The sequence below is a fragment of the Psychrobium sp. 1_MG-2023 genome (assembly GCF_030689115.1).
GTDB lineage: Bacteria > Pseudomonadota > Gammaproteobacteria > Enterobacterales > Psychrobiaceae > Psychrobium.
Map to the genome: position 1 here is coordinate 15981 of NZ_JAUYVJ010000026.1, position 23876 is coordinate 39856.

A 23876-nucleotide genomic window follows, 5' to 3' on the forward strand; every position below is an offset into this window, starting at 1 on the left:
TGGTGTGTAATGCTGATTATATCAGACGTGTTTTCATTACGTTATAAGGGGCAAATATTTTATGGCTCAAAAGAGCCAACTATTTGAGCCATAAATCGCATTTATTGATTCATACAATGCAATACATTAACTTTCTCATCGCAAATTTTGCAAGCTATCGGCACACAAGACGTTACGTTTCAATCAAAACGTTACAAGTCTTCTCTCAAGTATTCATCAAAAGATTTACTCGACGTTCTATAAAGATTGATATACAAATTTTTATAGCAATTATAATATCTCATAACTGCTACTTTTGAGAACGGTTGTCCCCTAGTTGTAAGCAAATCATGACTATTGAGTAAATCGGCTTGTTTTTGATATGACCATTCAAGTGCATTATATTTGGCTAATAAAAAACACATCTCTCTAGCTTTTTCTTCTTTTAAATCTGTGCGTTTATAATTAGCAAGTTTACGATTGCCCGTAAGTTTTAAAAGTAGTTTGTCATTACACCGATTACAGCAAAGAAGAGTTTTAGCATCTTCCCAAACGGTAACTTCTTTCATCATCGTTTTCGATGAGTAGAAATCGTCACACAACGAGCATTCAAAATATTGTTCCATCATATCGTTACCTTTCAGTCGTAACGTTACCAGTTACAAAATTTTTAAGGATAGGGATTTGTAACTTCAAGTACTGAGCCTCGTAATATTGGTCTGCACAGCAAGCTTCTCTTTTAACTCAATTAACTCTAGCTCAACCTCTTTCAAGCGATTATACATCTGTAGTTCTCGCCCTAACGATGCTTCAAGTTTGGCTTTCTCAAGATCTAAAGCTGTCTTAGCATCTTGCGCTTTATTTTTTTCTCTGCTGATCGCCGCTCCTTTGCCCATTGTGATCTTCTTATGGTCTTTTACATGTAAGGCGATCATTGATAGTAAGGGTATGTGCAGTGGACGTTTTTTTTTCAAATAGCCACTGTCATGACCCGCTTCCTGACTGACTTTTGAAGCTGTGATGTCTTTTTGTAATAAGCCTTTAAATTTTTCAAGCCTAGGGCTTTCATCTTTAAGCCTCTCAAAGGCGTCATAGCACTTTTTCAATTCTGGATTCATATTAGCTCCTCAGTCTCATTGTGTGACATTCTATGTTTCTTGTATTTCACAAGTGCAGCAAGCTCCGCCGACATGATTTGATGCTCACCTTCACCTTCCTCAAAGTAACTTAACTGCTCCTTTAGTTCCTCGATCTGTGAATCAACCTTTGATGCTTTAATAATTGCTTCGTCACAAGGTAAGCATTCAGTTATTACACCAAGCATCGCACTATCACATTTACCAACTTTCATGCAGCCACCCAGTAACGTATTGCGATAACTAAGTTCACCTTTATCAACTCGCCTGAGGGTCTCCGCTCGTACTTCTTCAATCAATATTTCGCCATCACGCAGTTTGCCACGTTGACGCTCAATATAGCCGCCTGTTTTGCCATGCAATTGCTGCTTACTATTCAATACATCATCAACAAGCATATCCGCCACGCTGGTTACCACCCCAGCTTGGCATTCCCAAATGATATGCTCGCTCGGTAAGTCAAACTCTTTGGTTTCTTTGTTATAAAAGCCAAAGATAGTTTTAATATTTTCGAAATTGCGTGAATAATATCGTGCCATCGCCAACGTCAAGTGCTTAAATTGACGTTTCAGTGTAGGTAACTTTACAAAACCCGAACTAGCGGCATAGAAAGCGAGAGAGCGTCTAAATTGATGGCTCCGTATCGGCCAAATACTTCCTATTTGAAACTCCTCATCCAGATGGAAATCTCGTGAGGGATCTGAAGCCTGTAATTCATTAAAGTCTTCTTGTAAAATCGTCAACTCTTTAATCCAAGACTTTTTATCTTTAATTTTTTTAAAATCTACAATGCTAACTTGCGCTCCAGGTTTTGAAATAACCGACGGATTTAAAAATAGATCACACCCCTTAGTCTCTACGCCATATAGCTTTGCTAACCCCCTAGCTATCAATTGTAATATTCGGATAGCCTTAACTGCTTCTGGTGCTGCATACCAGGATTCAGATTCCCGATATCCAGTAAATTTAGTTGTAGTCGAGATTAATTTTACTATACGCTTTTTAACTATCGTCACTCCTTCATCATCTTTAAACTCTTCTGTAATCGTTTTATTACAAAGGCATTGATAAGACAATCTCATTACTTCTTGATCACGCATCCCCGTATACAAGTGGAGAACTAAGCGCATCCGGTATTGAATCATCTTTAGCGCAGTGATTAACTTTGAGGCATTATCAACATAAAAATCGTCGATAAAGTTACTATCAAGTCCATAAGACAATAACGCCTCCTGCATATTAGGTCGCAGGTCTCTTAGGCGTACCTTTTTACCTTTTTGCGTCGAATATGCTCGTCCATAGTTGCAATCATTGAATTCACTCAAGAAGTTAGCCAACTTATCAAACTTTCCATCCAAAAATTCAACGTCATTGGTTAATTGCGAAATTAATGCCAAATAGAGGCGTGTAGGTATAACTGGAGTTTGCTGACTCTTTTTAACGCTAATCCTTAGCCTGGATACAGCAGCAAAACCAACTTTATCTTGTCCGATATAACTAAGACGTTTGCAGATAGCACGAGCTCGTACTTTAAAACTTTTACCACTTTTTACCGTTAAAAAATTTGCAAGGTAATTCTTATTGGTAAATAGATCTTTGAGGGTAATGATACCAATAAATTGGTTTTTATTGAGCGAAATACAAAATTCAATTGCATTGCGAAATATCGAGTAATAGTTTCCTAAAGTAGACGCCGTTAGCGTTCCAGCATGCCCTCCTTGAGAAAAAAACTGAATACAAAACAGGAGATATTTCGCCTCATCTACTAACATTCTTCGTTCCGCTTTAAATTCTCCTTGGAGCAATTTATCAAACCGGAATCTACTTATTTTTACTGCACTTAACCGATAAGGATTATAATTCCAGATATCTTGTCCATAGACGGCAGTCGCTTTGCCGTCTTTATCTCGACATAGTACAAAACTAGGAGAGGGATGCCGTCCTTCAGTACAAAAATAGGAGTCCGGAGGCGTACCAAATTTAGATTTTTTACCATCAAATACGCGACAATCATTCACATTATCCATTAATTATCACCCCCATCTGTTCGTAACGCTGTAATCGATATTCCCAGAAAGGTGTTAGCAAACCACTCCCCATTACTTCTTGTTTAATATTCTCGATAACTGACTGAATATTTTTATATTTCTTTTCCATTAGTTGCAATACCAGATGAATACGCATACTAAGCTCCAATAACAACGCATCTGAGTGACTATAATCTGTTGCCATATTTCTTACTGCATTAATGACATAAAGTAAGCTATATAGCTTTCGAATATCTTCTTCGTCCGCATGGCATACATAATGTTCACAGTACAAACACCCTATTTGACTATTGCAGTCTGGCGAAATCGGTGTCTCGATTTGCATTGGTTGTGGATGCTTAAAATCATCACAATGGCCTGATGCAGTACTAATGCTTCCTGAATCATTTTCGTTAACTAACTTGATAGTAATGCGTTGCGAAGCAGCATTCGCTGACTCCCAAAATAGGGCAAATTCTTCCTGTTGTTTATTTGGATTAGAAACTGCGTAATAATTATGATTGGTCTTGAGGCTATGGTTTAATGAATTGGCTATGACTCGTTGTGCAATATCAATCTCATTCCACACTACGGTTTTATATTTACGCACCTTCCGGGCCGTAATTGCTTCAAATGATATCGGTAAGAACTTACCACTAAGGCTTCGGTAATACTTGTACACATAGTCAGCCTTCATTTTCTGATATTTCTTTGTACCCTCACTATTCCTTTTCATGGTAAAAAAAAGAAAGCGGCAATCCTCTCCATCCAATACCCAGTTTCTGAGCTGAATATACTCTTTAAAAATCTCTAGCCCTTTTCGATTGCCCAAGCTATAAACCACTTCACGCCCAGCAGCACGCATCTTGATTGCGCGAAAATCATTCTTAAGCAGGTCTTTTTCTAATGTAAAGCTGGCATCGTACTCAAGCTGAACAAGCTCAGAAGGATAAATCCCAGTCATCAACACAAATACCTGCATGTAGCTATTCAACGCTAAAGAAGCGTAGTTTAAGCGATTGACATCCCTTACATTAGAATTAATCGCAATTAAGTTAGCTTTAGAAGACTCAATTTCTTTAGTTGCACTCCCTATCCCGATCCTGCGGGGACATTTCGCCATATACTCCTCAGGTGTCGAAATCCGGCCGGCTTCATAGTGATAGGAATAATTTTTAGTGTTTGTATAAGGTGTTACACAAGCATTAGCGTTACTTGGGAACACATAACATTCATAATCACTCATATTAAGCAAATAAGGGAATGCTTTATTCTTCATAATAAAGCTTGAAAACCCCCTAGCTAGATGTAAAAACGTTCGAGTGGCAAACCTCACATTGCGTTCATCAGGAGCAACCCCTCCATTGTTCTTATATTTGATTAAAGGTATTTCACGAATAATTACCTGAGCAACTTCATGCCCCCAAAGAAGACTTAGTAATTTAATTATTTCATGTTGGTATTCATTTGCCGCTTTAGGAGTTAGTTGATTTAGATCGACGGATTTAATTTGATGATTGAGTTCCGATACATAAGCGCAGTAACCTTGTCTTGCTACAGTTTGCGTATTTGAAAAAAGACTATATCCGTTATCATCTAGCCAAGTTATTATTCTGATAAAGTGACTCAAATGAAAATATACTGTTTTATCAGTATTTCCCGTAGTTGCAACATAGTCATGCAGTACAATTAACAACTTTCGCCTGGCCAGCATAAAACTGCTTTCGTCAACGTAGTAAGGTAAGCCTGCTAAATACGTGTTCCTTTGAGGCTGGCGAGTTGTATAGGCTAATGCACCGAGATCTAATGGATTTACTCTTGTTTTTCTATCTAATTGCAACCGGACTTTTTCCGGATGCAAAAAGTCTTCAGATATTTGCTTGCGTGTTACCACTATAGTGTCGCGGAGAGTCAGCTTTTCTCGCTCTTGGGCAATACCTACCCCTTTCATGAAGAATCCTTATTTTCGTACATCTAAAAAGTGATACCTTCGAAAAGTCGCTCTTCGTAGGCTTCTTGAGCGGCCATTTTTTCATTGATATTAGTAAACAACTTCAAATAATTTTCTGTCGTCTCTCTTTTGGTATGATGTAGACGTTGCTGAACCCTAGTAATCTCATTACCGAGCTTTAATTTTCCATCTGCAACAAGAGAAACCAAGTACTCGTGATACATCAAAGCGTATGTGGCTCTTAGCCAGTGAAATGTGAAATCCTTGGGAAAATCGGATGAAACAAATTTGAGTAGTTTTTGCTTTAAATAATTAGTATGCTCGCCTTTTGGACGGGATTTTACTTGACGGTAACGCGGATCATTCTTTGCCATATAATGGCAATTTCCGTGCGTGCTGATAAACAAGTACATGTCATCTTCATTTAAGATGTCGCCATGCTTCAGGCTAAAAAGGCTTCGCCGTTCTTTAGCTAATTTTGAATTTGCATAAACCTTTAACTGATCAGCTAAATCCCTCGGGAAATACAATGTTTGAGATTTCCCAAATTTGGTATCTATTCCTGTTCTAGGTCCAGCTTTTAATCTATAACTGCCATCGCTAGTTAAATTGGCCTCGTTTAACAGCTTTAGATGCTTAACTCGCATCGTAAAAACACTCTGTTTACGAGCACCGGTGTTGAGAGTAATAGAATGAATCAAGCGTTCATCAACTGAAAACTTCCTACTCAACACATCAATGAACTCGTCGCACTGCTCATTTGTTAACGGCCTAAGGTCCTCACCATCATCTCTAACATAACCAAGAGGAACTTCTTTTGCTTGGTTATTTACTCTTACTGTTTGAGATCTTATTTCGACTTTTTTACTATAGCCATTGCTAAATCTTATGAAAGCCTCTCTTGCACTTTCAACTAGGGTAATATCAATATTGAAGCCTGGAATTTCGGTAATAAATTTATAAAAATCATAGACAACCAAAGTTCGTTTATTTAAGTTTTTTCGTGATACTGCATCTTTAGATAATAGATCTTGGAAATACCTGTAAGATGGCCTACTGCCTGGTCGGCCAGCGCTAAAATCTAAATAATCAAGACCTTCATCTTCACAAAACAGTTTGTAATCAAGCAGCATAGACGCTCTGATACGCAGCTCATCTGTCGTTTCATAGCCAGTAAGTTTATCAATCGACTGACGATAAAAGAACAAATTACCTTCATACCATGGAGTACCATCGGCATTGAATAAAAATGGAATGTGGTATACCGAATCATCAGGGATAGTTAAAGAATATTCTTTTCCGATGTAATAGGACTCATCTTTATCACTCTTCTCCAACGGCACTCGTATTGGGTGGCTCTCTAAATTTGAAATAGTTGTTAACTCTCCGGCGTTATAGTCTAGTCGCCTTAATGTTATTGACCGCTCTTTCTTTCGCTTATCCATAATTACCTATCTTCATTTTCCACTCTAGCCAACCACACGTGATATCATAATGATACTATCAATATGATGAGTTATAGCTTAATAAGGATGTAATTTCAACCTTAAGTGAATTAAAATGGTATTATCTTTTTGATTGCATCATGTGTGGTGTGAGCGTATATTGCCAGAACATTAATTATTGATATATTAAGTAGAACCGTGCTTGATGAAATGAATTACGCACAGCGGGAACGCTTGGCCTATATAGACTTTTGCTTGGAATACCACGGCCAGATAGGCCGTGCAGACTTAATCCAAAGATTTAAAACCGGCTTAGCTTCTTGCTCAAGGGACTTATCCCTTTATCGTGAATTAGCCCCTAACAATGCTGTGTTAACACACGAAACCAAGAAATATTTACGTTCAAATAATTTTCTGCCTATTTTTAATCATGACCCAGACTCAGTATTGCAGGCCTTGTCCAGAGGGTTTGGCGATGGTATTTCTCAAGAGGTTGAAACGTCCAACATTTGTTTTAATGCAATAGGGCTCATTAACCCTCAACCTGAAATAGTCGGCGCTTTAATGAGAGCTATACACGGTGGCTCTACGATTAGTTGCAAATATGAGTCATTAACCTCAGGGGCAACACAAAGAACGCTAATTCCTCATGCCATTGTTAACAACGGTCACCGTTGGCACGTGCGAGCTTATGATAGAAAAACAAAGAGTTTCAGAGACTTCGTCTGCACTAGGTTTAGCAAAGTGGACCTTGTTGAAAATAAGATGAAAGAAACAGAACTAGCCAAATCTGACGATGAATGGGATAAAATCCTAGAGCTCAAAATTGTGGTACATCCCAGTATTAAACACAACCGAGCTATAGAGATGGATTATGGTATGACAAACGGCGTGCTGAAATTAGAAGTTAGAGCCGCACTGGTTGGTTACTTACTCCGCCAGTGGAATGTGGATTGTTCTGAGCACGCATCGATTTCAGGTGCTGAATATCAACTCTATTTACAAAATAAACAAACTCTTTTGGGTACTAAAAACTTAACAATAGCACCTAGATATCACGAATAAAAAACCGATTGGTCAACCAGAATTGCGGATAGGGTAATACAGTCAACCACTCTGATTGCACTAGACAACCAATTTTGAAGCGATACATTTGCGCTTAACTCAGAAAAACTTATAAAAATTTCAATGCAACACTCGGCATGTTCCTGTGCCCTATTGTATAGTTCATTTTTAAAGTCAAAGATATCTTGTCTAGATGTATCATCAGAGTACAAATAATAAAAAGATCTTCCTTGGCTTCTTTTACATATTCCCCCTGTGTCAGGATAGTTGTCGCCTCAAATAATCTTATAAATAAACAGGGAGCGGTAAGTTAAAGTCAGTGGATTACCAACGGTATTCAAGTTCATTTAAAGAAGCCATTTTAAATAAACTCAGTCAAAGCGGCTTATCAGTACGAAAATTTGCCCTGCAAGAAGGCATTAATGTTTCAACCCTGTATAGTTGGAAGAAGCAATTTAAAGTATCAGGGTTTAATGTGTCAAAAGTGAGTTCGCCAGATAACTGGTCAAGTGAAGAGAAGTTCGCTGTTGTTTTAGAAACCTCAACATTGTCGGAAGTTGAGTTAAGTGAATATTGCCGAGCTAATGGCCTATACCCAGAACAAATCAAGTCCTGGAAACAAGCGTGTATCGCAGGGAACACAACAAAATCGGACAAACGAACGAAACAAACACCAGAGCAAAAGGCAGACAAAAAGCGTATTAAAGAGCTAGAACGCGAGCTACGCAGGAAAGAAAAGGCCTTGGCTGAAAGTGCGGCATTGCTCGTGTTAGGAAAAAAGTTCGATGCCTATTGGGAGGGAAAAGAGGACAGTTAATTACGCTGACCGATAGGCAAAAGCATGCAGATTTAATCAATGAAGCCGTCGCGTCAGGAGCAAGGCAAGATGAAGCCTGCAAGATGGTCGGCTTATCGATAAGAACGTTGCAGCGTTGGCGTGTGGGCGGTGAAATTAGCGACGATAAAAGACCGACAGCAACGAGGCCAGCGCCGCTAAACAAGCTAAATTCACAAGAACGGCAGGCTGTTATTGACGTGTGTAATGAAGAGGAGTTTGCTTCTTTACCGCCAAGCCAAATCGTCCCTATATTGGCAGATAGAGGGGAGTATATTGCTTGTGAGTCGACTTTTTATCGCATATTGAAAGCTGAAAACATGCTGACTCATCGAGGCAAAGCAAAGCCTAGGAATAGCCACCCGAAACCGACTAGTTTTACGGCTAAAAAGGCGAATGAGGTTTGGAGCTGGGATATCAGTTATATGCCAACAAGAGTGATTGGACAGCATTATTATCTTTACATGATTGAAGATATTTACAGCCGTAAAATCGTTGGTTGGGAAGTCCATGAGTGCGAGACAGGAGAGCTGGCAGCAGAGCTTCTCGAACGTAGTGTGTGGAGTGAAAAGTGCCGAAAGCAAGACTTGGTATTGCACTCCGATAATGGCGCACCAATGAAGAGTTTAACAATGCGAGCAAAAATGTATGACCTAGGTGTTGTAACCTCTCGCAGTCGGCCTAGGGTAAGTAATGACAATCCTTATTCAGAGTCACTATTTAGGACGGTTAAGTACCATCCACGCTGGCCAAGTGAAGGCTTTGAGTCTTTAGAGAAAGCGCGAGAGTGGGTTAAAAGCTTTACTGACTGGTACAACAACGAACATCGTCATAGTCGAATTCGGTTTGTAACGCCAAATCAACGGCATGAAGGGCTTGATACTGAGGTATTAATCAACGAAAGAGAAATGAACACCCAGAACGGTGGTCAAAAAGCGAAAGAAACTGGCAGCCAGTGGGTGTTGTGGAGCTAAACCCAGAACAACACAAGCAAGCCGCTTAACATTTTAGGCGACAACTACCTTGAAAAACGCCGTGGCTTGCAGCAGCGAAAATGACGCTAGCTTGGTTGTAGTCGTCAAGTTTAACCCGGTTTGGCTGTTCGGGTCTTTCTAATTAGCTGGCGAAACATGCGGTTCAACCTGCCAGCCAATGTCCCTTTAGGCGCTGATGTTTAGCTTCTCGTTTACGATAATTTTATTACTATGCTTTTTTAGAGCAGAATTTATCGAAATGATCATATGATTTTTTTAAAGTATTATTTATATTTTGGCTCAAATAAATACTACCGTTCTTGAATAAGTTAAGGTTTAAGCAGCATATAACTATACAAGTGATGAATACAGAAAAAATCAGTGACGTTGCGCCTAGAGGCCCTAAACTGGTCAAAAATTCTGTATAACCGTCTATGTAATAATTTAAAGTATCTGAATTTTCGTTCCAATCTAGCACTGTTAAAGCTGAGTTATGTAACATGTGAACGAGAATTGGCATCCACAGGCTTTTGCTTGCATATGCCAAATAGCAATATAATAACGAAATTAAAAATATTCCTGGAATGGCAAGTGTTGGGTGCAATATGGAAAAAGTCACACTGATGATAACTGCGATAGTGACTGGTTTGTTAATGCGAAAACGAAATAAAATCAACAGAAATATACCACGAAATAATACTTCTTCTATAACAGGGGCAACTACCATTACCAAAAAAGCTGATGCTGCTAAATCATCAGCTCTTGAATCAAGTTCTTCGGCATAAGGTTTGTCAAGATTTAATCCCTCAATTAATAAAACATAGTTGATGGACATTAACAATTGGAGCGCTGTTATAATGCCCACAGTAAGTATAAGATTTTTCATAATATTTAACCTTTTAAAGGGCCCAAGGGCCCTTATTGTGTGACAGGTTACGCTGACATACAGATATGGTCACATGAATCATGTTCAGTACACTGATATGTATCAGCAGAAGTAACAGTTTCGGTCACAGCACAGAGCCAGCGTGACCACTTCTGTCTACCTCCGTTTACACTAGTGAGTTCTTCAGTTGTTAATTCAACAACTTCACTGCCTGCTTTATTTTCAATAGTGCGGTTTTTTGGGTTTCTTTGATTAATATTCAAAATGATATCCTTATAAAATGTAGTTATTAATTGTAGTAAAACTCCCTCACACATCTCTGTGCAAGAACATACACACAACACAAAACTTTGTTGTATTATGCATAATTTATTGTCGCCAACTCATACTTTTTGAGCAGTGAATTGGCGAGAAACTTTTTAGTTTAAAAAAAGTGGTGAACTGTAATCATTAAACTCTTTGGCATACTTGATTAAATATTCGGATGTCACCCCGTTGAACAGCCCAACAGAATACAACCCTTTATAGTTCCCGGTTACAAACTTTTCTTGGTCGTTATATTTGACTGCTTGGAGTGAAATATTCTGAATATTTTGGTGTGCTTGCAATTCACCGATTATCATATTAGCTCCATTTAATCCATGACAAAGACTGCTATCACTCACATGCACTTTAAGTTCGTTTGCTAAGACAGTTGAATTCAACAAAGCAAGAACTTCGGTGTTGTTTTCTTGGTCTTCTAACGCCACTTTTATTCGACTTAGAATCCCTTTGCACCAGGAGCCATTTGCTGGTATTTTTTGTTCAGATAATATGTAGTCTACTACTCTATTCAGTAAAGGTTCATGCCCCGGAATCTCAATGCCCGTCTTATTTTTAAATAAAGCACTACAATATAGTAACGAACTCAAACCATGTGAGAACGACAAGTCTTGATTATTTAAATGGAGGTTATAAAGTTTAGTAAGTTTTTCATGGATAACATTGTCGTCATAAGTCTTGGAGTTTAATAAAGCAGCAATTGTACCTGTGACACCGCGGACAAAGTCCACCTCTTCGGTGTTGAGAATTTCAGGTGTAATTTGGCTACAAAGCTGTGATAGTTGACTTTTGTAATATGGTTCAGAAGTTAATTTATTAAGTCTATTTAAATACCAAATATACCCACCTAAACCTGTTATACCATGTAACATAACGGTTGTTTCTTTAATATTTTTGATAAATGCATCAGAAGAGATTTTTTGACTTTTTCGTAGAATAGCTAATTCATTGGTGTATTGCTCGTTAGTTACTTGTAGTTTTTCGTTAAGTTCTAGCGCATAGTGGATTCCAGTATTTCCGTCAAATAAATTTTCTCCCACCGTTTGTAGAATAACATAGGTATCTTTGGTTGATAATTGAGGCCACTGAATATTTTCAGGATAAAAATTATTATTACTTTTTAATATATTAGGTATATCTGATTTACCAATCAGCTCGTGCACCCTATTATTACTTTCAAGCTTCAGTTGAGATAGACTAAGCCGTATTAAATGCTGCTGATAGTTGATATGTTTAGTGTTTGATAAGTTATCTAACTTTTCAAAAAAAGAATCTTTTCCTGTTATAGCTATATCTGAATTTTGGCTATTACTAGATATTATGTATTTATCATTCACACCTACTCTAAAGAATGGAACGTCTCCATTTATTAACTGCTCAATCTCACTTTTGTACACATCGTTGGTGAAGCAATCAATAGCCGGTATTTTTTTAAATAAATTGCTTCGCGTATTCTCTTTGAAAAAATAATCAGGGTGATAGGATAGGGACAAAAATTTTACATAGGTTTGTGTATTTCGCAGTACTAGTCTTGATGAAAGGTTAGGCTCAAGTCTATAGAATAAACTTTTTATGTTATCTTTATTTTCATTAACAATATGTATTGTTTCTCTAAATCCCGCTAGTACATCTTCAATAAAATCATAAGGGCAAGATTCTTTGTTATTAATTATAGGAAGGAGCGTCTGATTGTTCTCTATAACATTTTTGTACTTTATTGTGACATCATCATCTGAGAAATAAGCGACTTTGTCGTGAAAATCCATATCTTTTGATTTTAAAGGGCTTTTATCACTATAATGACCCTCTTCGTTTACTGATATTCTTGGGAGGAGGCCTATGGCATTAACGTCCATTGGTGGTATATCTGTGTCATACCTGTACTCAGGAAGCAAGAGAACTTCTAAGTCTATGATAAATGGGGTGGAGCCCATCAGTATAATGTTTTCGTAATGCATATCGCTTGCATTAATTGTGTAGCATAATGCGATTAGTTTGCCGTAGCGAAAATAGAAGTTCTTTACATCACTAACTAGAACTTCCTCTTGTGCTTTTTTTTCTATGAATTTGTGCCAAGAGTAGTCCGTTTTATCTATAAAAGAGTATGGGTTGTTTGTTTGTTCGAAATAATTAATAACGGTTAGTAGTTCGACAAAAAATAGGTCATTTATAGCTGCTCTAGGCTTGTATACTAACTTCCCGCAATTTGTTTCAATCATGCAAGTTGTTTGACCATTATTGTGCCTGTCACCAACAGATGATATGTGGGTTATCTTAATTTCCATATTCTTTAATGCAAATAATTGCTCACTAATTACAGCACTATCTTCTTTAAATCGTTTTAAGACTTTTATTACGAGTAATTCGAACTGGTGAATTAGCCGATCTACAAATTTAGGTAACTCTGGGAAATTTTCTTGAATTATCCTTTTTAACTCAACAGTGTTATTACAAGATACAAACGAATCTAATGTACCGCTTTGTTCATGTTTGTAAATTTCAAATTCCTGTATTAACGTTCTAGTATAAACACGTGAAAAAAATGAAAAATATTGGTGCTTCATGCACGCTGTGAATTCTTTTCTTTCGGTGATACTTAATAGTTTTTCCTTATCTAGCGTTTGCATGAAGCTAGACAGTTTTTCGTCCTGCTCTTGACTAAATACGTTGACTAATTTAATTCTATTATTATCTTTCATTTCCTTTTCACCTTATTTGGACGTCCTTAAACTTGGGTAATCATTATTATGCTTTGTGAGCATCGAGCTTTACGGATTCAAGCTGGCCTCCACAAAGCACGTAGACTTTATTTGCTCTATTTATTGTTTCAGGTCTGTGTGCGACAATAACCCGGGTCATTTTAAGCTGGCATATTAGTTTTGATATTCTTGCTTCATTATTGATGTCCAAGTGACTAGTTGCTTCATCCATAAATAAGACTGTTGGGGATTTATAAAGCGCCCTAGCTAATAGTATTCGTTGTTTTTGCCCTCCCGATAGGTTTGACCCCATATCTCCGACAAGGGCATTATAACCCATGCTCATTTTGTCTATATCTTGATTAATAGCAGCAAGTTGTGCGCATTTCTCAATTTGTAGATAGTTGGGTTGAGGATCAAAAAAACTGATGTTATCAGCAACGGAGCCGGCTAATAATGTGTCTTCTTGCATCACAGCAGCAACTCTAGATCTGTATTCTTTTAGCCCAATGTGTGTTATGTCATAACCATCGATCAATATTTCCCCTGAAGTTGGACACAATAAACCGAGCATTATTTTAACTAAAGTTGTCTTTCCGGACCCTGATTCGCCAGTTATCGCTATCGAATCCCCTGCATTTATAGTTAGGTTTATATTATGTAAAATGTCGCATTCATCTTTTGCATGGCTAAAACACACATCCTTCAATATGAGTTGGCCCTTTAACTTTTGTGATGTTAGTGAAATGAGTGTATTACCTTCACGATTTTCTTCTTGTGGGTGTAAAGCAATATCAGAGATACGTTCGAGGTGAAGGCGCATTACCTTGAATTGAATCATTTGCTCTACTAAATTGGAGTATCGCTCAGTGAATTGTCTTTTATAGGCTATGAACGCTAGCATCATGCCAATTGATAAGTTTCCTTCCATTATAATTATCGCAGCAAAATAAATGACAATGGTGTTCTCTAAACCAAACAACAATTTATTAAATGAATCAAAACTTATTCGTAATTTTCCTAAACGAATATCAGAATTAATGACTTCTGCATAACGATTTTGCCATATTTCTTGTCGCTGAGTTTCATTACCAAAAAGCTTAATAGTTTGAATGCCCCTAACATTTTCTAAAAAGTTAGATTGTTCTTTCGCTTTGTTTTGTATTGACTCTTCAGTTGCCTGATGTAATGGGCGATACAGGGCCAAACGTACAAAAACATAAAATATGCTAGCAGCTAATACTATCGCAGCTAGTTTGAAGCTATATAGGAACATCATTACCAATAAAGTTAGAGACATGATTCCATCTACCGTCGCCTCTACTAAACCTGTGGTAATACGTTCTCTGACTTGATCCATTGAGCTAAATCTAGAAGTGATGTCACCAATATGTCGAGATTCAAAATAGTGCATTGGCAACTTGAGCGTATGATTTAACAAGTTAACACCCATTTGCATATTTAGCAGACTAGATAAACGTAAAATTAACCAACTTCTTAAGGCTGTCGTCAATACACTAAAAATACTTAATAACGCAAAGCCAATAGCTAACACAATTAACAGTGACTGATCTCTGCTTATTAATACTTCATCTACCACCCATTGCATATAATATGGTGAGGATAGAGCGAAGAGTTGTAATATTATTGACAGGGCAAATAACTTCAATAAAGCGGTTTTTAATCCAGAAATTTTGCTCCAAAGCTGTGACAGCTTCATTTGCTGCTTTTCATTCTTTTTTTCGAATTTTACTGTAGGAGTAAGTTCGAGTGAAACTCCAGTATAATGTTTACTAAAATCGTGTACTGATAAAGTACGCTTGCCTACTGCGGGATCGTTTATTGAATAAGTTGTATTACTAACCTTTGTTAGTACAACAAAATGGTCCATATCCCAATGTAAAATGCAGGGAAGGTTTAGCTTATTTACATCTCCTAGAGGACATTTTAGCGCTCGGCTTGCCAAACCTAAGCTATCGCCTAATTCAATGAGTTGCTGAAAGTTCATTCCATTTAAGTTCGTTGAAAATCGTTTACGCATGGCGGGCATGTCAAGTTGGTGACCATAAAAAGAGGCTACCATTGCCATAGATGCTAATCCGCACTCTGCGATTTCTGACTGCAATATTAACGGTACACGTTTGGCCCCAGTAAACTCTAATAAACTCGCGCTATTTTCCATAGTCTGATTCTCCGTTACATGAGGCATTAGTTAATTTTTCCATTTAAACTATAGATTGGGTCGAGCATCCATTGTAATAAGGTACGACGATCGAGGATGATGTCAGCCTCGAATAACATTCCGCTTTTTAAATTAAACTCTTTGCCATACCCAGTAATTTGCTGTTTGCTCAACCTAGCTTGTAGTCTGTATATAGGTTCTGTTAATTGAATTGGGAAATTAGCTTCACTTTGGGTAATTATCGATTGATCAATTTGTGTTATTTTGCTTTTAAGATAACCAAATCGTTGATGAGGAAAAGCTTGAAAACGCAACCTGGCAATATCCCCAATCTGCACAAAGCCGGCACTACGAGTAGGCAATAAAAGTTCGGCTATCAACTCAGCGCCTTGAGGTAGTAGAGTTAATAAGAGACGAGTGGAATTTAGAGTTTCACCCTCAACGACCTGTATGGCTGTGACCACCCCTGAGTGTGTTGCTTCAATCACGTAGTTGTAATTATTCTTCGTTTCACTAAACTGACGACTCAAATCTGACTGACGTCGTTTAATGTCGCGGTGTTTAAGTTGATATTGCTCAGGAATATTTTTGTATTCGAAGGCTAGTTGCTGTATATCATACTGCTGTAGTAATAACACTCGCTCCAGAGATTCAACTTCTTGTCTAATGTTAAGGTGGTTCTCTTGTTTCTTCTGAAACTCTAGTTCAGATATAAATCCTTTGTCATGTAGTTTTGTATATTGGATTTGCTGTTGCTCTAGCAATTGGAGTTTTTCATTAAGTAAAGCTTTCTGATTCTTTATTATCGTTTGGGAGTTTTCCAATATATTTATTCGCTGTGTAATACGAGATAGCTCCTGTGATTCTATGCGTAAGTATTGTTCCGCCTCTTCCACTAATAAATCTTGTTGTATGTTGATTTCTTCGATTAATTTATCACCAAGTTCTTCCCCCGTACTCATACTTTGCCGAGTAACTATACTAACCAAAGGTGAACCTTTCTCTACAAAATCACCTTCAGAAATATATATTTTCTTGATTGTTCCAGTGCGATTGGAGTAACTTTTTATTAAGCCTTTGTCTGGGCGGAGGTAACCTTGAACCGTTTCTTTTCTAGAGTAGTGAGCACTTGAAATAAACATCAGAGAAGAAGCAACAATGGCTACAATGATAAGTGTGGCGATTGTAATTGATAATGGTTGAGCTAATATTACAGAGCCAGTTAATCGTTGCGATTGCTCAGCTATTACTTCTTTCCTGAAAAGGTCAGTCTCAATTCCTTTTGACAAACTACATCTCCATGTTTTAGGGGGGGGTACGCAAATCCATAAGCGTTAATGGTGTTGAAATATCCAGCAATCAATAACTTGTGTCAATAGAAATTATTAAAAGTTGATTTTATGCTTATAATTCCACTACTCCCTTAGTAGCTTACAAGTAAGCGCTTTAGACAATACAAAAGATAGTCTAAAAGACACTGTTCCATTGTCTTTCACGGTGATTGCTGTAAATGATTAGATGTTGGGATTGTTATTATAAAAAACGTCACGACATAACAGTGAACTACGACTAATTGACTAGGCACTTTCTAGCCGTTCGTAGTGTTTCTAACTATATTCTCCAGGTGATAACAGTCATTGGAGTTATATCTCCGTTTTGTGATGTAAGCATTTCAACGTAATTAGATATATCTAATTACGTTGAGTAAATTTATTCTTGTTTAAACTTTAAGAAAAAACCTTAAAAAACAGCACTATAATAGCAACACCTTCTATAATTCATTCTGCTTTCTAATCCGTGAAAGCACAGTAATGATTCCCAACTACGGATTGTACATTGTATATTTTTCTCGCAGTGTTTTGTTGCTTACTCAACGCTTACGTCTAAGCAATTGAAACAATTATTTTCAATTGCGAGTATTTAGTGGCTAAAAATGAGCTATCTAAAATTGGTTAATTTCGGCATGCCTGAAAAGTCTATACGTGGAGTGACCTTTCCCTCCCCCCCGAATTCGTAGGCATTTGATATTTAGAATAATGAAATAAAAAGAGATGCTATGAACAAAAATAAATATCCCTTTGTAAAATAAACGTATGGTTCGCCCCCAGTTTCCTTGACACTTTCTAGGAAACTGAGGGCGAACCAGTATCAAGCCTTTACAAAGATAACTTTACGCGTTCCTTTACATAGCTACTATCATCCTTTGAAACATTTACATTAACTGCAAGACTGTAAATCTAATGGTCGTTTAATTTACATCAGATATGATCTGATTATTTGAGTTAACCATATATTGAGAGTGAATATTTTTATTTAGAATTAACTGTTAGTAACATTCAAGTATGCGACAAGCAAAGACTAAATGCTGCTCAATCAGGCTTACGGGTATATCAACGCGCATTATTAAAAGGTAAGATTGCTCTTGTTATATAAGAACTTTCAAGGTCGTGATGGCGGCCAGTGACCACAAAAACGAAGCGAAAGCCCATCCTTAATTAGATTGCTACTTATTTCTGATGTATCGAAAATGCTGTGGATTTTTCGGTGCTTTTGGAGATTCGTAGTGCCTGAAGAAAATTCTCAATCCGTAAAGATATTAAAGAAGCAAGCAAGAAGGTTAGCCAACCTTACAGGCTGCAAACTAAATCAAGCTCAAAGAACCATTGCCATAGACTTTTATAATTATAAGTCGTGGGACCTTTTGAAAAGAGCAGCCGATTCAGGCTCACTTACGGAGGAGTCAAAACAATTAATTGAGTTATCTAATCCAGTTGAAGTAGCAATCACAATCCAATCGAACTGGGATAGATGGAACATAACAATAAGTGCAATCGAATACTTGAAGAGCTTTGATACTCAAACAGTAGTTTCGACTTTACTCAATATTCCAGAAAATGATCTAAAGAAAATTATCGACAATCTTTAGATTTAATTGAAATACTATTAAACTAGTCGCTATCTTAAAGTTTTATATTTTTTGGCTGTGCGGACAGCCTGTGCCTACCCAAGATACGACGAAGCCGAGCATCCGTGACAATTTGTAATGATTAATAGCAACAAGGCGTTTGGTGGGCCTTTGATTGCCTGGAGATTATTATGCATTGTTCTTTCTGTAGCGTTAGGCATTCTGCCGATTTATTATCACTAAACATTAGTCTAGCTTCTTCTCAAAGTTCCCCTATAACTTGCTCTGAATGTAACTCTTTGATGAATGAAGTGTATGACACAGTATACTTTTATTCAGGACATTCAGTATGCGACATTGCGGAAATTCATCAATTGGAAGTCCAGAAGGTTATCGACTTTTTATCTTGTATTGATGGGGAAAGCTCCGAATTTCCCTCACAGTTTAAAAACACCCAACTACTAGCAAAGCCCCTTCATCTACTACAGGTAACGCCTTTTGGAAGCTTAAGTCTTCAAAAGGAGTCACAATTACGAGGGGTGTTAAAAACATACATAGAACATTTTGAATGTATCAGTTTGGCGGAACTGTCAAGTGAGTGTTTTATTGAACACCATGAGATGCTCAATTTGTTTACTTCTCTAATAGACAGCCTTAATGGATATACTAAAGAGGAGCTCATATTGATACCCGATGAAGACCTATTTGAAATAATAAAAATAAGTAATTATTGGACTAACTTCAAGCAGACTAACATTATTAGCTTAGTGCCAAAATAAGATTAGAAATCAGCTGATACCTTAACTATTAGAAACACTTATGAACAAGACTCGAACTGTTAAACGAGCTAGATATGGAATAATGTGTCAATCTACTAGTTAAGTATGTCAATATTAGGGCTCTTTTTGTCAAACTACATGGGCCATATCAACTGTCAATCATGATTCATTATTTTTCACCTAAACATGTTGTTATAGAAGACTTAATTGAGCGTCAATATACTATACAACCTATTATTACAAATCATTACTGGCCGGAAGACCCTAGCATCGCCCAGCCAACCACCCGAACGAAAAAGAAGATGAATCAATCATAAATTCGGTATAATGAGCTTTAGACATCAACCTTTCCTGAAGGCTGAATGTAATCGCAGTATTCATAAAATTTAAATAAGTAGAATCGTAATAGATGAAAAAGACCTTTGTATTATCCCACCCTAAATTAAACCTCGCCCGTTTGGTGGAGTCGATTAAATATGACATCAAAAAGTACATCAAGCGTGAGCGTAATAAGAAGTTACCCGAAGGTGTCGATTATTGGGACTTTGATTGTAAATATGGTGTGGACGAAACTCAGGCTGAGCCTATTCATATCTCAACAATTAACAAGCATATCGATGAAGCTGAGCGGTTGGAGCTTGAATCATTCTATATCGAAATTATGGTTAAACCGGCTGTACGTAACCGCATAGTACGAGAAGAAGCTGAAGACCACCAAGAATAGCCTTAAAATAAATCGCTTCAGATCTTCACTGAAGCGATTGACTAAATACTTTCATCGCTTAACGTCTTCCCCTTCCAGTCTCGTCGTTTTCTCGGCCTTCATTCATCTAATCTTACTTATCCGACAAGGGTAAGGGGTGCGCTGGATAAATAAGTTTATCCACGTCAAAGCCTAACGCCGACGCTTGAGTGATAAATTGTTGCATCACTTTAGGAGGTGGTGTTGTAGTACGAGATAAAAACCATAAATACGAGGTATCCGGCCCGGAAACAAAGGCGTGTTGGTAGTCATCATCAAGACCAAAGATAATATAAGAACCATAAAAGGGCCTAAAAAATGAAACTTTGAGATAACCAATATCGCTAGTTTCAACAAACTTAGCCACCCCTGTTGCTTGTTGCCATTGCTTATCTGCTGTTGAAAAACCTCGATTAATCACTTCAACATCACCGTTTTGCTTTATTGTGTATTGTGCAGTAATTTGTTCAAGGCCACGCTCGAATGAATGATCAAGTCGTGCAATCTCAAACCATTTTCCTTGATACTTCTCAAGGTTGAAGTTCTTTACCGGACTCACCCCATCGGGAAGCCCAGTACAACCAACAAGACTGACTAAAAACAACAGTGACATTAATGCTTTAATCATCATCTATTTCCTTGCTACAAGGTGAACCGTACTGGTCGAGCGCTCTAAAAATGCCCCTTCACAGTAAGCGAGATAATATAACCACAGACGTTTAAAAGTCTCGTCATAACCAAGCGTTACCAACTCTGGCCAAGCGGCTAGAAACTTCTCGCGCCAATGAGCGAGGGTTTTAGCATAATCCAGGCCAATGTCATCTATACTTTCAATCACTAATTCACTGTGCTGTGTTAGGTGATTATTAAGCACATTGATTGAGGGTAGAAAACCGCCAGGGAAAATATAACGCTGAATGAAATCAACATTATTTTTATAATAGTCAAAGCGTTGGTCAGCGATGGTAATTGATTGAATTAACAATTTTCCGCCTTTAACCAATCGGTCGTTACACTGTTTAAAAAAGCTTGGTAAAAACTCGTAGCCAACAGCTTCAATCATTTCAATCGATACTACCTTGTCAAAGTGACCAGTGAGTTCACGGTAATCTTTTTTGAGCAAAGTGATTTGTTCTTTCAAGCCTAATTTTTCAATACGCTCCTTGGCATAAGCATGCTGCGCATCAGAAATTGTTGTTGTGGTCACGCGGCAACCATAACGCTGAGCAGCAAAAATGGCTAAACCACCCCACCCCGTGCCTATTTCCAGCAGGTGATCCGACTCTTTTAATGACAGGCGCTGACAAATGGTTTCTAGCTTATGAAGCTGCGCTTGGTCCAGTGTTGCTTCTTCGGTAGGGTAGATAGCGGATGAGTACATCATTTGAGGATCTAAAAAGCGCTGATAAAGCTCATTGCCTAAATCGTAGTGGGCTAAAATATTTCGTTTTGACCCTGATTGTGTATTTCTGTTTTGCCAATGACTAATGACATTCTTGAATCGATTAAGTAAGGTTCTTTTCGCTTCTAAACGGTCTGTTTCTTGTTGGGCTTTAGCAAAAATTCGGATAACTTGAGTTAAATTTCCACTCGTCCACTTCCCTGCAATATATGCTTCAGCGGCACCGATACTGCCCCCTTTAATAAAATCGCGATACATAGTGATATCATGCACATGGATTTTTGCTTTAATTTGAGTCGAATCCGAGTTTTCAGGAAGAAAGGTATGGGTTGTGCCTTCAACAATTTCCAACTGACCGTAAGGTAGGTTAGCTAACACCGAATGCACCATGGCTCTGCTGCGCTTGTCTATCCAACTAGCGGTATTTAATACATTGATTGTTTGTGCTTGTTCCATAATAAATTCCTAATATTCTTATGATACCTGAATGATTAACTTGCTTTTTGATAGCCAATAAAGGGAACGCGTTTTATCAATAACTTTAATGCTTGCCAATAGATGCTAGCGACCACTTTTAGGGTCATCAATGGCAGTTGGCACCATACGCGAAAGAGGTTTTTCCGAGTAAACGCTTGTTGCTTCATGACCAAGCTAGCATCAAATAGTTTTGTCATTGATGCGTCGCCAACCTCTGCCCGTTTATTTTCAATTTTAACCATTAATTTACCATCCGGTGATGGCGGTTTAACTTGCCAAAAATACGCCATGTTTAAGTCCATAAAAGGTGACACTTGAAATACTTTATCCGTCACTTTTTCTTTATCATCACTGCGTAAGTCGACTAAATAATAATGCCGCTCATTCCAAGGGGTGTTGCTCACTTCAGCCAACATCTGGCTGCATTGATTATTGCTGTCATAACAAAAGTAAAAGTTGACTGGGCTAAAATAAATCCCAAAACATCTGACTTGAACCAGCATGACAATTTTTGCGATATCCTTGTGCCCTTGGAGTTGCTGCACTTTATTCTTAATACGTTGACTTAACGAAAAAGGTTCACCGTTAACATAATCTTTTTCAACAAAACGTAATGGATGGAATAAGTTAAACCCAAACAAGCCTAACCCCTTTGTTGCTCCTTCAACATCATCCACGTCCAAGCCCAACATATATAATGAGTAATCAAAGCGATGCTTTTTAGGGGTAAAGCGCTGGTGAAATACACGCCCGACATAAATCTGACTATTAGCAAATAGGGCTGACATAATGACCTCTCTATCCCTTTGGTCGTTGTGCTAAGAAGCAGTCAAAGCGTTCGGCCACTTCAACAGCGCTACGAACACCGTCTTCATGAAACCCATTGTGCCAGTATGCACCTGCGAAATGGGTACGATTGTGACCACAAATTAACGATCGTTTTTGCTGCGCCTTAATCGATTGCTCGGAAAATATTGGGTGATGATAAGTAAATTCCCGTAAAATACTGTCTGGGTTTATCGCCTCCTTCTGATTTAACGTAACACAGAAAGTATCATTGCTTTCAATTCCTTGTAGAATATTCATATTGTATGTGACACTGGCGGCTTTAGCCCGGTCTTCACTCAGTTGATAATTCCAGCTCGCCCACGCTTTTTTACGCACTGGCAATAAACTATCATCAGTATGAAGAACCACTGAATTAGTGCTGTAAGGCATGGCAGAAAGCACTTGTTGTTCATCCTCACTTGCATCTCTTAGTAAACCTAGTGCTTGGTCCGAATGACAAGCTAATACAACCTCATCAAATATTTGCGTTGAACCGTCGTTAAAGCTGAGGGTGACACTGTCGGCTTGACGCTCAATATGGCTAATATCTGCATTTAAATGAATATTGTCTTTGAACGGCTGACACAATGGGGCTAAATAGCTACGCGATCCTTGAGGGATCACATACCATTGCGGGCGGTCCGCAATATTCAATAGGCCGTGGTTATGGAAAAACTGCACAAAGAATCGAAATTCAAAGCCTTCCATTTCGGTCAACGAGCTTGACCAAATTGCCGCTCCCATGGGTAAGATATAATGCTCAGCAAAGAAGTCACTAAAGCCATTGTCTTTTAAAAAAGCCCCTAACGTATAATCGACCTTATAACTGTTTTGACTAAATATCGCCTTGCAAGCTTTGTTAAACCTTAGTATCTCTTTGACCAACATCCAAAATTTAGGGTTTAAGATATTACGGCGCTGAGCGAATAGTGTATTTAAATTGTGTCCGTTATATTCTAAACCAGTGTTGCAGTTATGCACTGAAAAGCTCATCTCTGTCGCTTGTTTTCCAATACCAATCTCAGATAAAAGCGCCAAAAAATTAGGATAGGTTTTGTTATTAAACACGATAAAGCCAGTATCTATCGCATAAGTGCGACCAGACTTTTCAACATCAACGGTGGCGGTGTGTCCGCCGATATAATCATTTTTTTCAAACACACTGACCTGATACTTTTTTGAGAGCAGATAAGCCGTTGTTAGTCCCGAAATTCCAGAGCCAATGATGGCAATTTTCTTCATG

17 protein-coding genes and 1 pseudogene are annotated in these 23876 nt (G+C 37.9%); 4 read left to right on the plus strand and 14 right to left on the minus strand.

Going from position 1 to position 23876, the window contains the following annotated elements:
- Positions 1-191: 191 nt before the first annotated feature.
- The 5 genes from Q8W26_RS13350 to Q8W26_RS13370 form a co-directional block, all read right to left on the minus strand.
- Complete coding sequence (locus Q8W26_RS13350; protein ID WP_101213983.1) at positions 192-608, minus strand: hypothetical protein; 417 nt, start codon at positions 606-608, stop codon at positions 192-194.
- Between the two features lie 63 nt (positions 609-671).
- Positions 672-1097: a hypothetical protein gene (locus tag Q8W26_RS13355; protein WP_101213982.1), complete on the minus strand. Its 426-nt coding sequence runs from the start codon at positions 1095-1097 to the stop codon at positions 672-674.
- On the minus strand, positions 1094-3142 hold the full coding sequence (locus tag Q8W26_RS13360) for an integrase (RefSeq protein ID WP_101213981.1): 2049 nt from the start codon (positions 3140-3142) through the stop codon (positions 1094-1096). The genes Q8W26_RS13355 and Q8W26_RS13360 overlap by 4 nt, the downstream gene beginning before the upstream one ends.
- A complete protein-coding gene (locus Q8W26_RS13365; protein WP_101213980.1) occupies positions 3135-5093 on the minus strand; it encodes a hypothetical protein in 1959 nt (652 codons plus the stop codon). The genes Q8W26_RS13360 and Q8W26_RS13365 overlap by 8 nt, the downstream gene beginning before the upstream one ends.
- Before the next feature lie 23 nt (positions 5094-5116).
- Positions 5117-6538, minus strand: coding sequence for a tyrosine-type recombinase/integrase (locus Q8W26_RS13370; protein WP_305473632.1), 1422 nt, complete (start codon positions 6536-6538; stop codon positions 5117-5119).
- Between the two features lie 198 nt (positions 6539-6736).
- On the opposite strand from Q8W26_RS13370, the gene Q8W26_RS13375 reads away from it, so the two are divergent.
- On the plus strand, positions 6737-7603 hold the full coding sequence (locus Q8W26_RS13375; protein ID WP_305473633.1) for a WYL domain-containing protein: 867 nt from the start codon (positions 6737-6739) through the stop codon (positions 7601-7603).
- 319 nt (positions 7604-7922) lie between these two features.
- Positions 7923-9441, plus strand: a pseudogene (locus Q8W26_RS13380) (IS3 family transposase).
- Between the two features lie 200 nt (positions 9442-9641).
- On the opposite strand, the gene Q8W26_RS13385 reads toward Q8W26_RS13380, so the two are convergent.
- From Q8W26_RS13385 to Q8W26_RS13405, 5 genes are all read right to left on the minus strand, one after another.
- A complete protein-coding gene (locus Q8W26_RS13385) occupies positions 9642-10298 on the minus strand; it encodes a CPBP family intramembrane glutamic endopeptidase (RefSeq protein WP_101213979.1) in 657 nt (218 codons plus the stop codon).
- A gap of 47 nt (positions 10299-10345) precedes the next feature.
- The gene (locus tag Q8W26_RS13390) at positions 10346-10561 is read right to left on the minus strand and encodes a hypothetical protein (RefSeq protein WP_101213978.1); all 216 of its coding nucleotides are present in this window, start codon (positions 10559-10561) and stop codon (positions 10346-10348) included.
- 156 nt (positions 10562-10717) lie between these two features.
- The gene (gene lanM, locus Q8W26_RS13395) at positions 10718-13318 is read right to left on the minus strand and encodes a type 2 lanthipeptide synthetase LanM (RefSeq protein WP_101213977.1); all 2601 of its coding nucleotides are present in this window, start codon (positions 13316-13318) and stop codon (positions 10718-10720) included.
- Positions 13319-13364: 46 nt separating this feature from the next.
- Entirely contained in the window at positions 13365-15500 is a 2136-nt protein-coding gene (locus Q8W26_RS13400; protein ID WP_101213976.1) for a peptidase domain-containing ABC transporter, read from the minus strand.
- 26 nt (positions 15501-15526) lie between these two features.
- Positions 15527-16789 (minus strand): HlyD family secretion protein, encoded by a 1263-nt coding sequence (locus Q8W26_RS13405; RefSeq protein ID WP_305473637.1) that lies wholly within the window; start codon positions 16787-16789, stop codon positions 15527-15529.
- A 1274-nt stretch (positions 16790-18063) separates the two neighbouring features.
- Between Q8W26_RS13405 and Q8W26_RS13410 the strand changes: the two genes are divergently transcribed.
- Together Q8W26_RS13410 and Q8W26_RS13415 are read left to right on the plus strand one after the other, a co-directional pair.
- Positions 18064-18426, plus strand: coding sequence for a hypothetical protein (locus Q8W26_RS13410; protein WP_101213975.1), 363 nt, complete (start codon positions 18064-18066; stop codon positions 18424-18426).
- A 1167-nt stretch (positions 18427-19593) separates the two neighbouring features.
- Entirely contained in the window at positions 19594-19908 is a 315-nt protein-coding gene (locus Q8W26_RS13415; RefSeq protein ID WP_101213973.1) for a DUF6172 family protein, read from the plus strand.
- Between the two features lie 112 nt (positions 19909-20020).
- On the opposite strand, the gene Q8W26_RS13420 is transcribed toward Q8W26_RS13415, so the two are convergent.
- From Q8W26_RS13420 to Q8W26_RS13435, 4 genes are read right to left on the minus strand one after another with little or no spacing between them, the layout of a single operon-like run.
- The gene (locus Q8W26_RS13420) at positions 20021-20551 is read right to left on the minus strand and encodes a lipocalin family protein (RefSeq protein WP_101214009.1); all 531 of its coding nucleotides are present in this window, start codon (positions 20549-20551) and stop codon (positions 20021-20023) included.
- Positions 20552-20557: 6 nt separating this feature from the next.
- Entirely contained in the window at positions 20558-21784 is a 1227-nt protein-coding gene (locus Q8W26_RS13425) for a cyclopropane-fatty-acyl-phospholipid synthase family protein (protein WP_305473639.1), read from the minus strand.
- A gap of 35 nt (positions 21785-21819) precedes the next feature.
- A complete protein-coding gene (locus tag Q8W26_RS13430; protein ID WP_101213972.1) occupies positions 21820-22593 on the minus strand; it encodes a DUF1365 domain-containing protein in 774 nt (257 codons plus the stop codon).
- Between the two features lie 10 nt (positions 22594-22603).
- Entirely contained in the window at positions 22604-23875 is a 1272-nt protein-coding gene (locus tag Q8W26_RS13435; RefSeq protein ID WP_101214007.1) for an NAD(P)/FAD-dependent oxidoreductase, read from the minus strand.
- Position 23876: the final 1 nt, after the last annotated feature.

Excerpts from the sequence above, each read along its gene's own strand:
- Q8W26_RS13385 (WP_101213979.1), bottom strand. The coding sequence starts at position 10,298 with ATGAAAAATCTTATACTTACTGTGGGCATTATAACAGCGCTCCAATTG.
- Q8W26_RS13400 (WP_101213976.1), bottom strand. The coding sequence starts at position 15,500 with ATGGAAAATAGCGCGAGTTTATTAGAGTTTACTGGGGCCAAACGTGTA.
- lanM (WP_101213977.1), bottom strand. The coding sequence starts at position 13,318 with ATGAAAGATAATAATAGAATTAAATTAGTCAACGTATTTAGTCAAGAG.
- Q8W26_RS13355 (WP_101213982.1), bottom strand. The coding sequence starts at position 1,097 with ATGAATCCAGAATTGAAAAAGTGCTATGACGCCTTTGAGAGGCTTAAA.
- Q8W26_RS13430 (WP_101213972.1), bottom strand. The coding sequence starts at position 22,593 with ATGTCAGCCCTATTTGCTAATAGTCAGATTTATGTCGGGCGTGTATTT.
- Q8W26_RS13415 (WP_101213973.1), top strand. The coding sequence starts at position 19,594 with ATGAAAAAGACCTTTGTATTATCCCACCCTAAATTAAACCTCGCCCGT.
- Q8W26_RS13435 (WP_101214007.1), bottom strand. The coding sequence starts at position 23,875 with ATGAAGAAAATTGCCATCATTGGCTCTGGAATTTCGGGACTAACAACG.
- Q8W26_RS13370 (WP_305473632.1), bottom strand. The coding sequence starts at position 6,538 with ATGGATAAGCGAAAGAAAGAGCGGTCAATAACATTAAGGCGACTAGAC.
- Q8W26_RS13360 (WP_101213981.1), bottom strand. The coding sequence starts at position 3,142 with ATGGATAATGTGAATGATTGTCGCGTATTTGATGGTAAAAAATCTAAA.
- Q8W26_RS13350 (WP_101213983.1), bottom strand. The coding sequence starts at position 608 with ATGATGGAACAATATTTTGAATGCTCGTTGTGTGACGATTTCTACTCA.
- Q8W26_RS13425 (WP_305473639.1), bottom strand. The coding sequence starts at position 21,784 with ATGGAACAAGCACAAACAATCAATGTATTAAATACCGCTAGTTGGATA.
- Q8W26_RS13365 (WP_101213980.1), bottom strand. The coding sequence starts at position 5,093 with ATGAAAGGGGTAGGTATTGCCCAAGAGCGAGAAAAGCTGACTCTCCGC.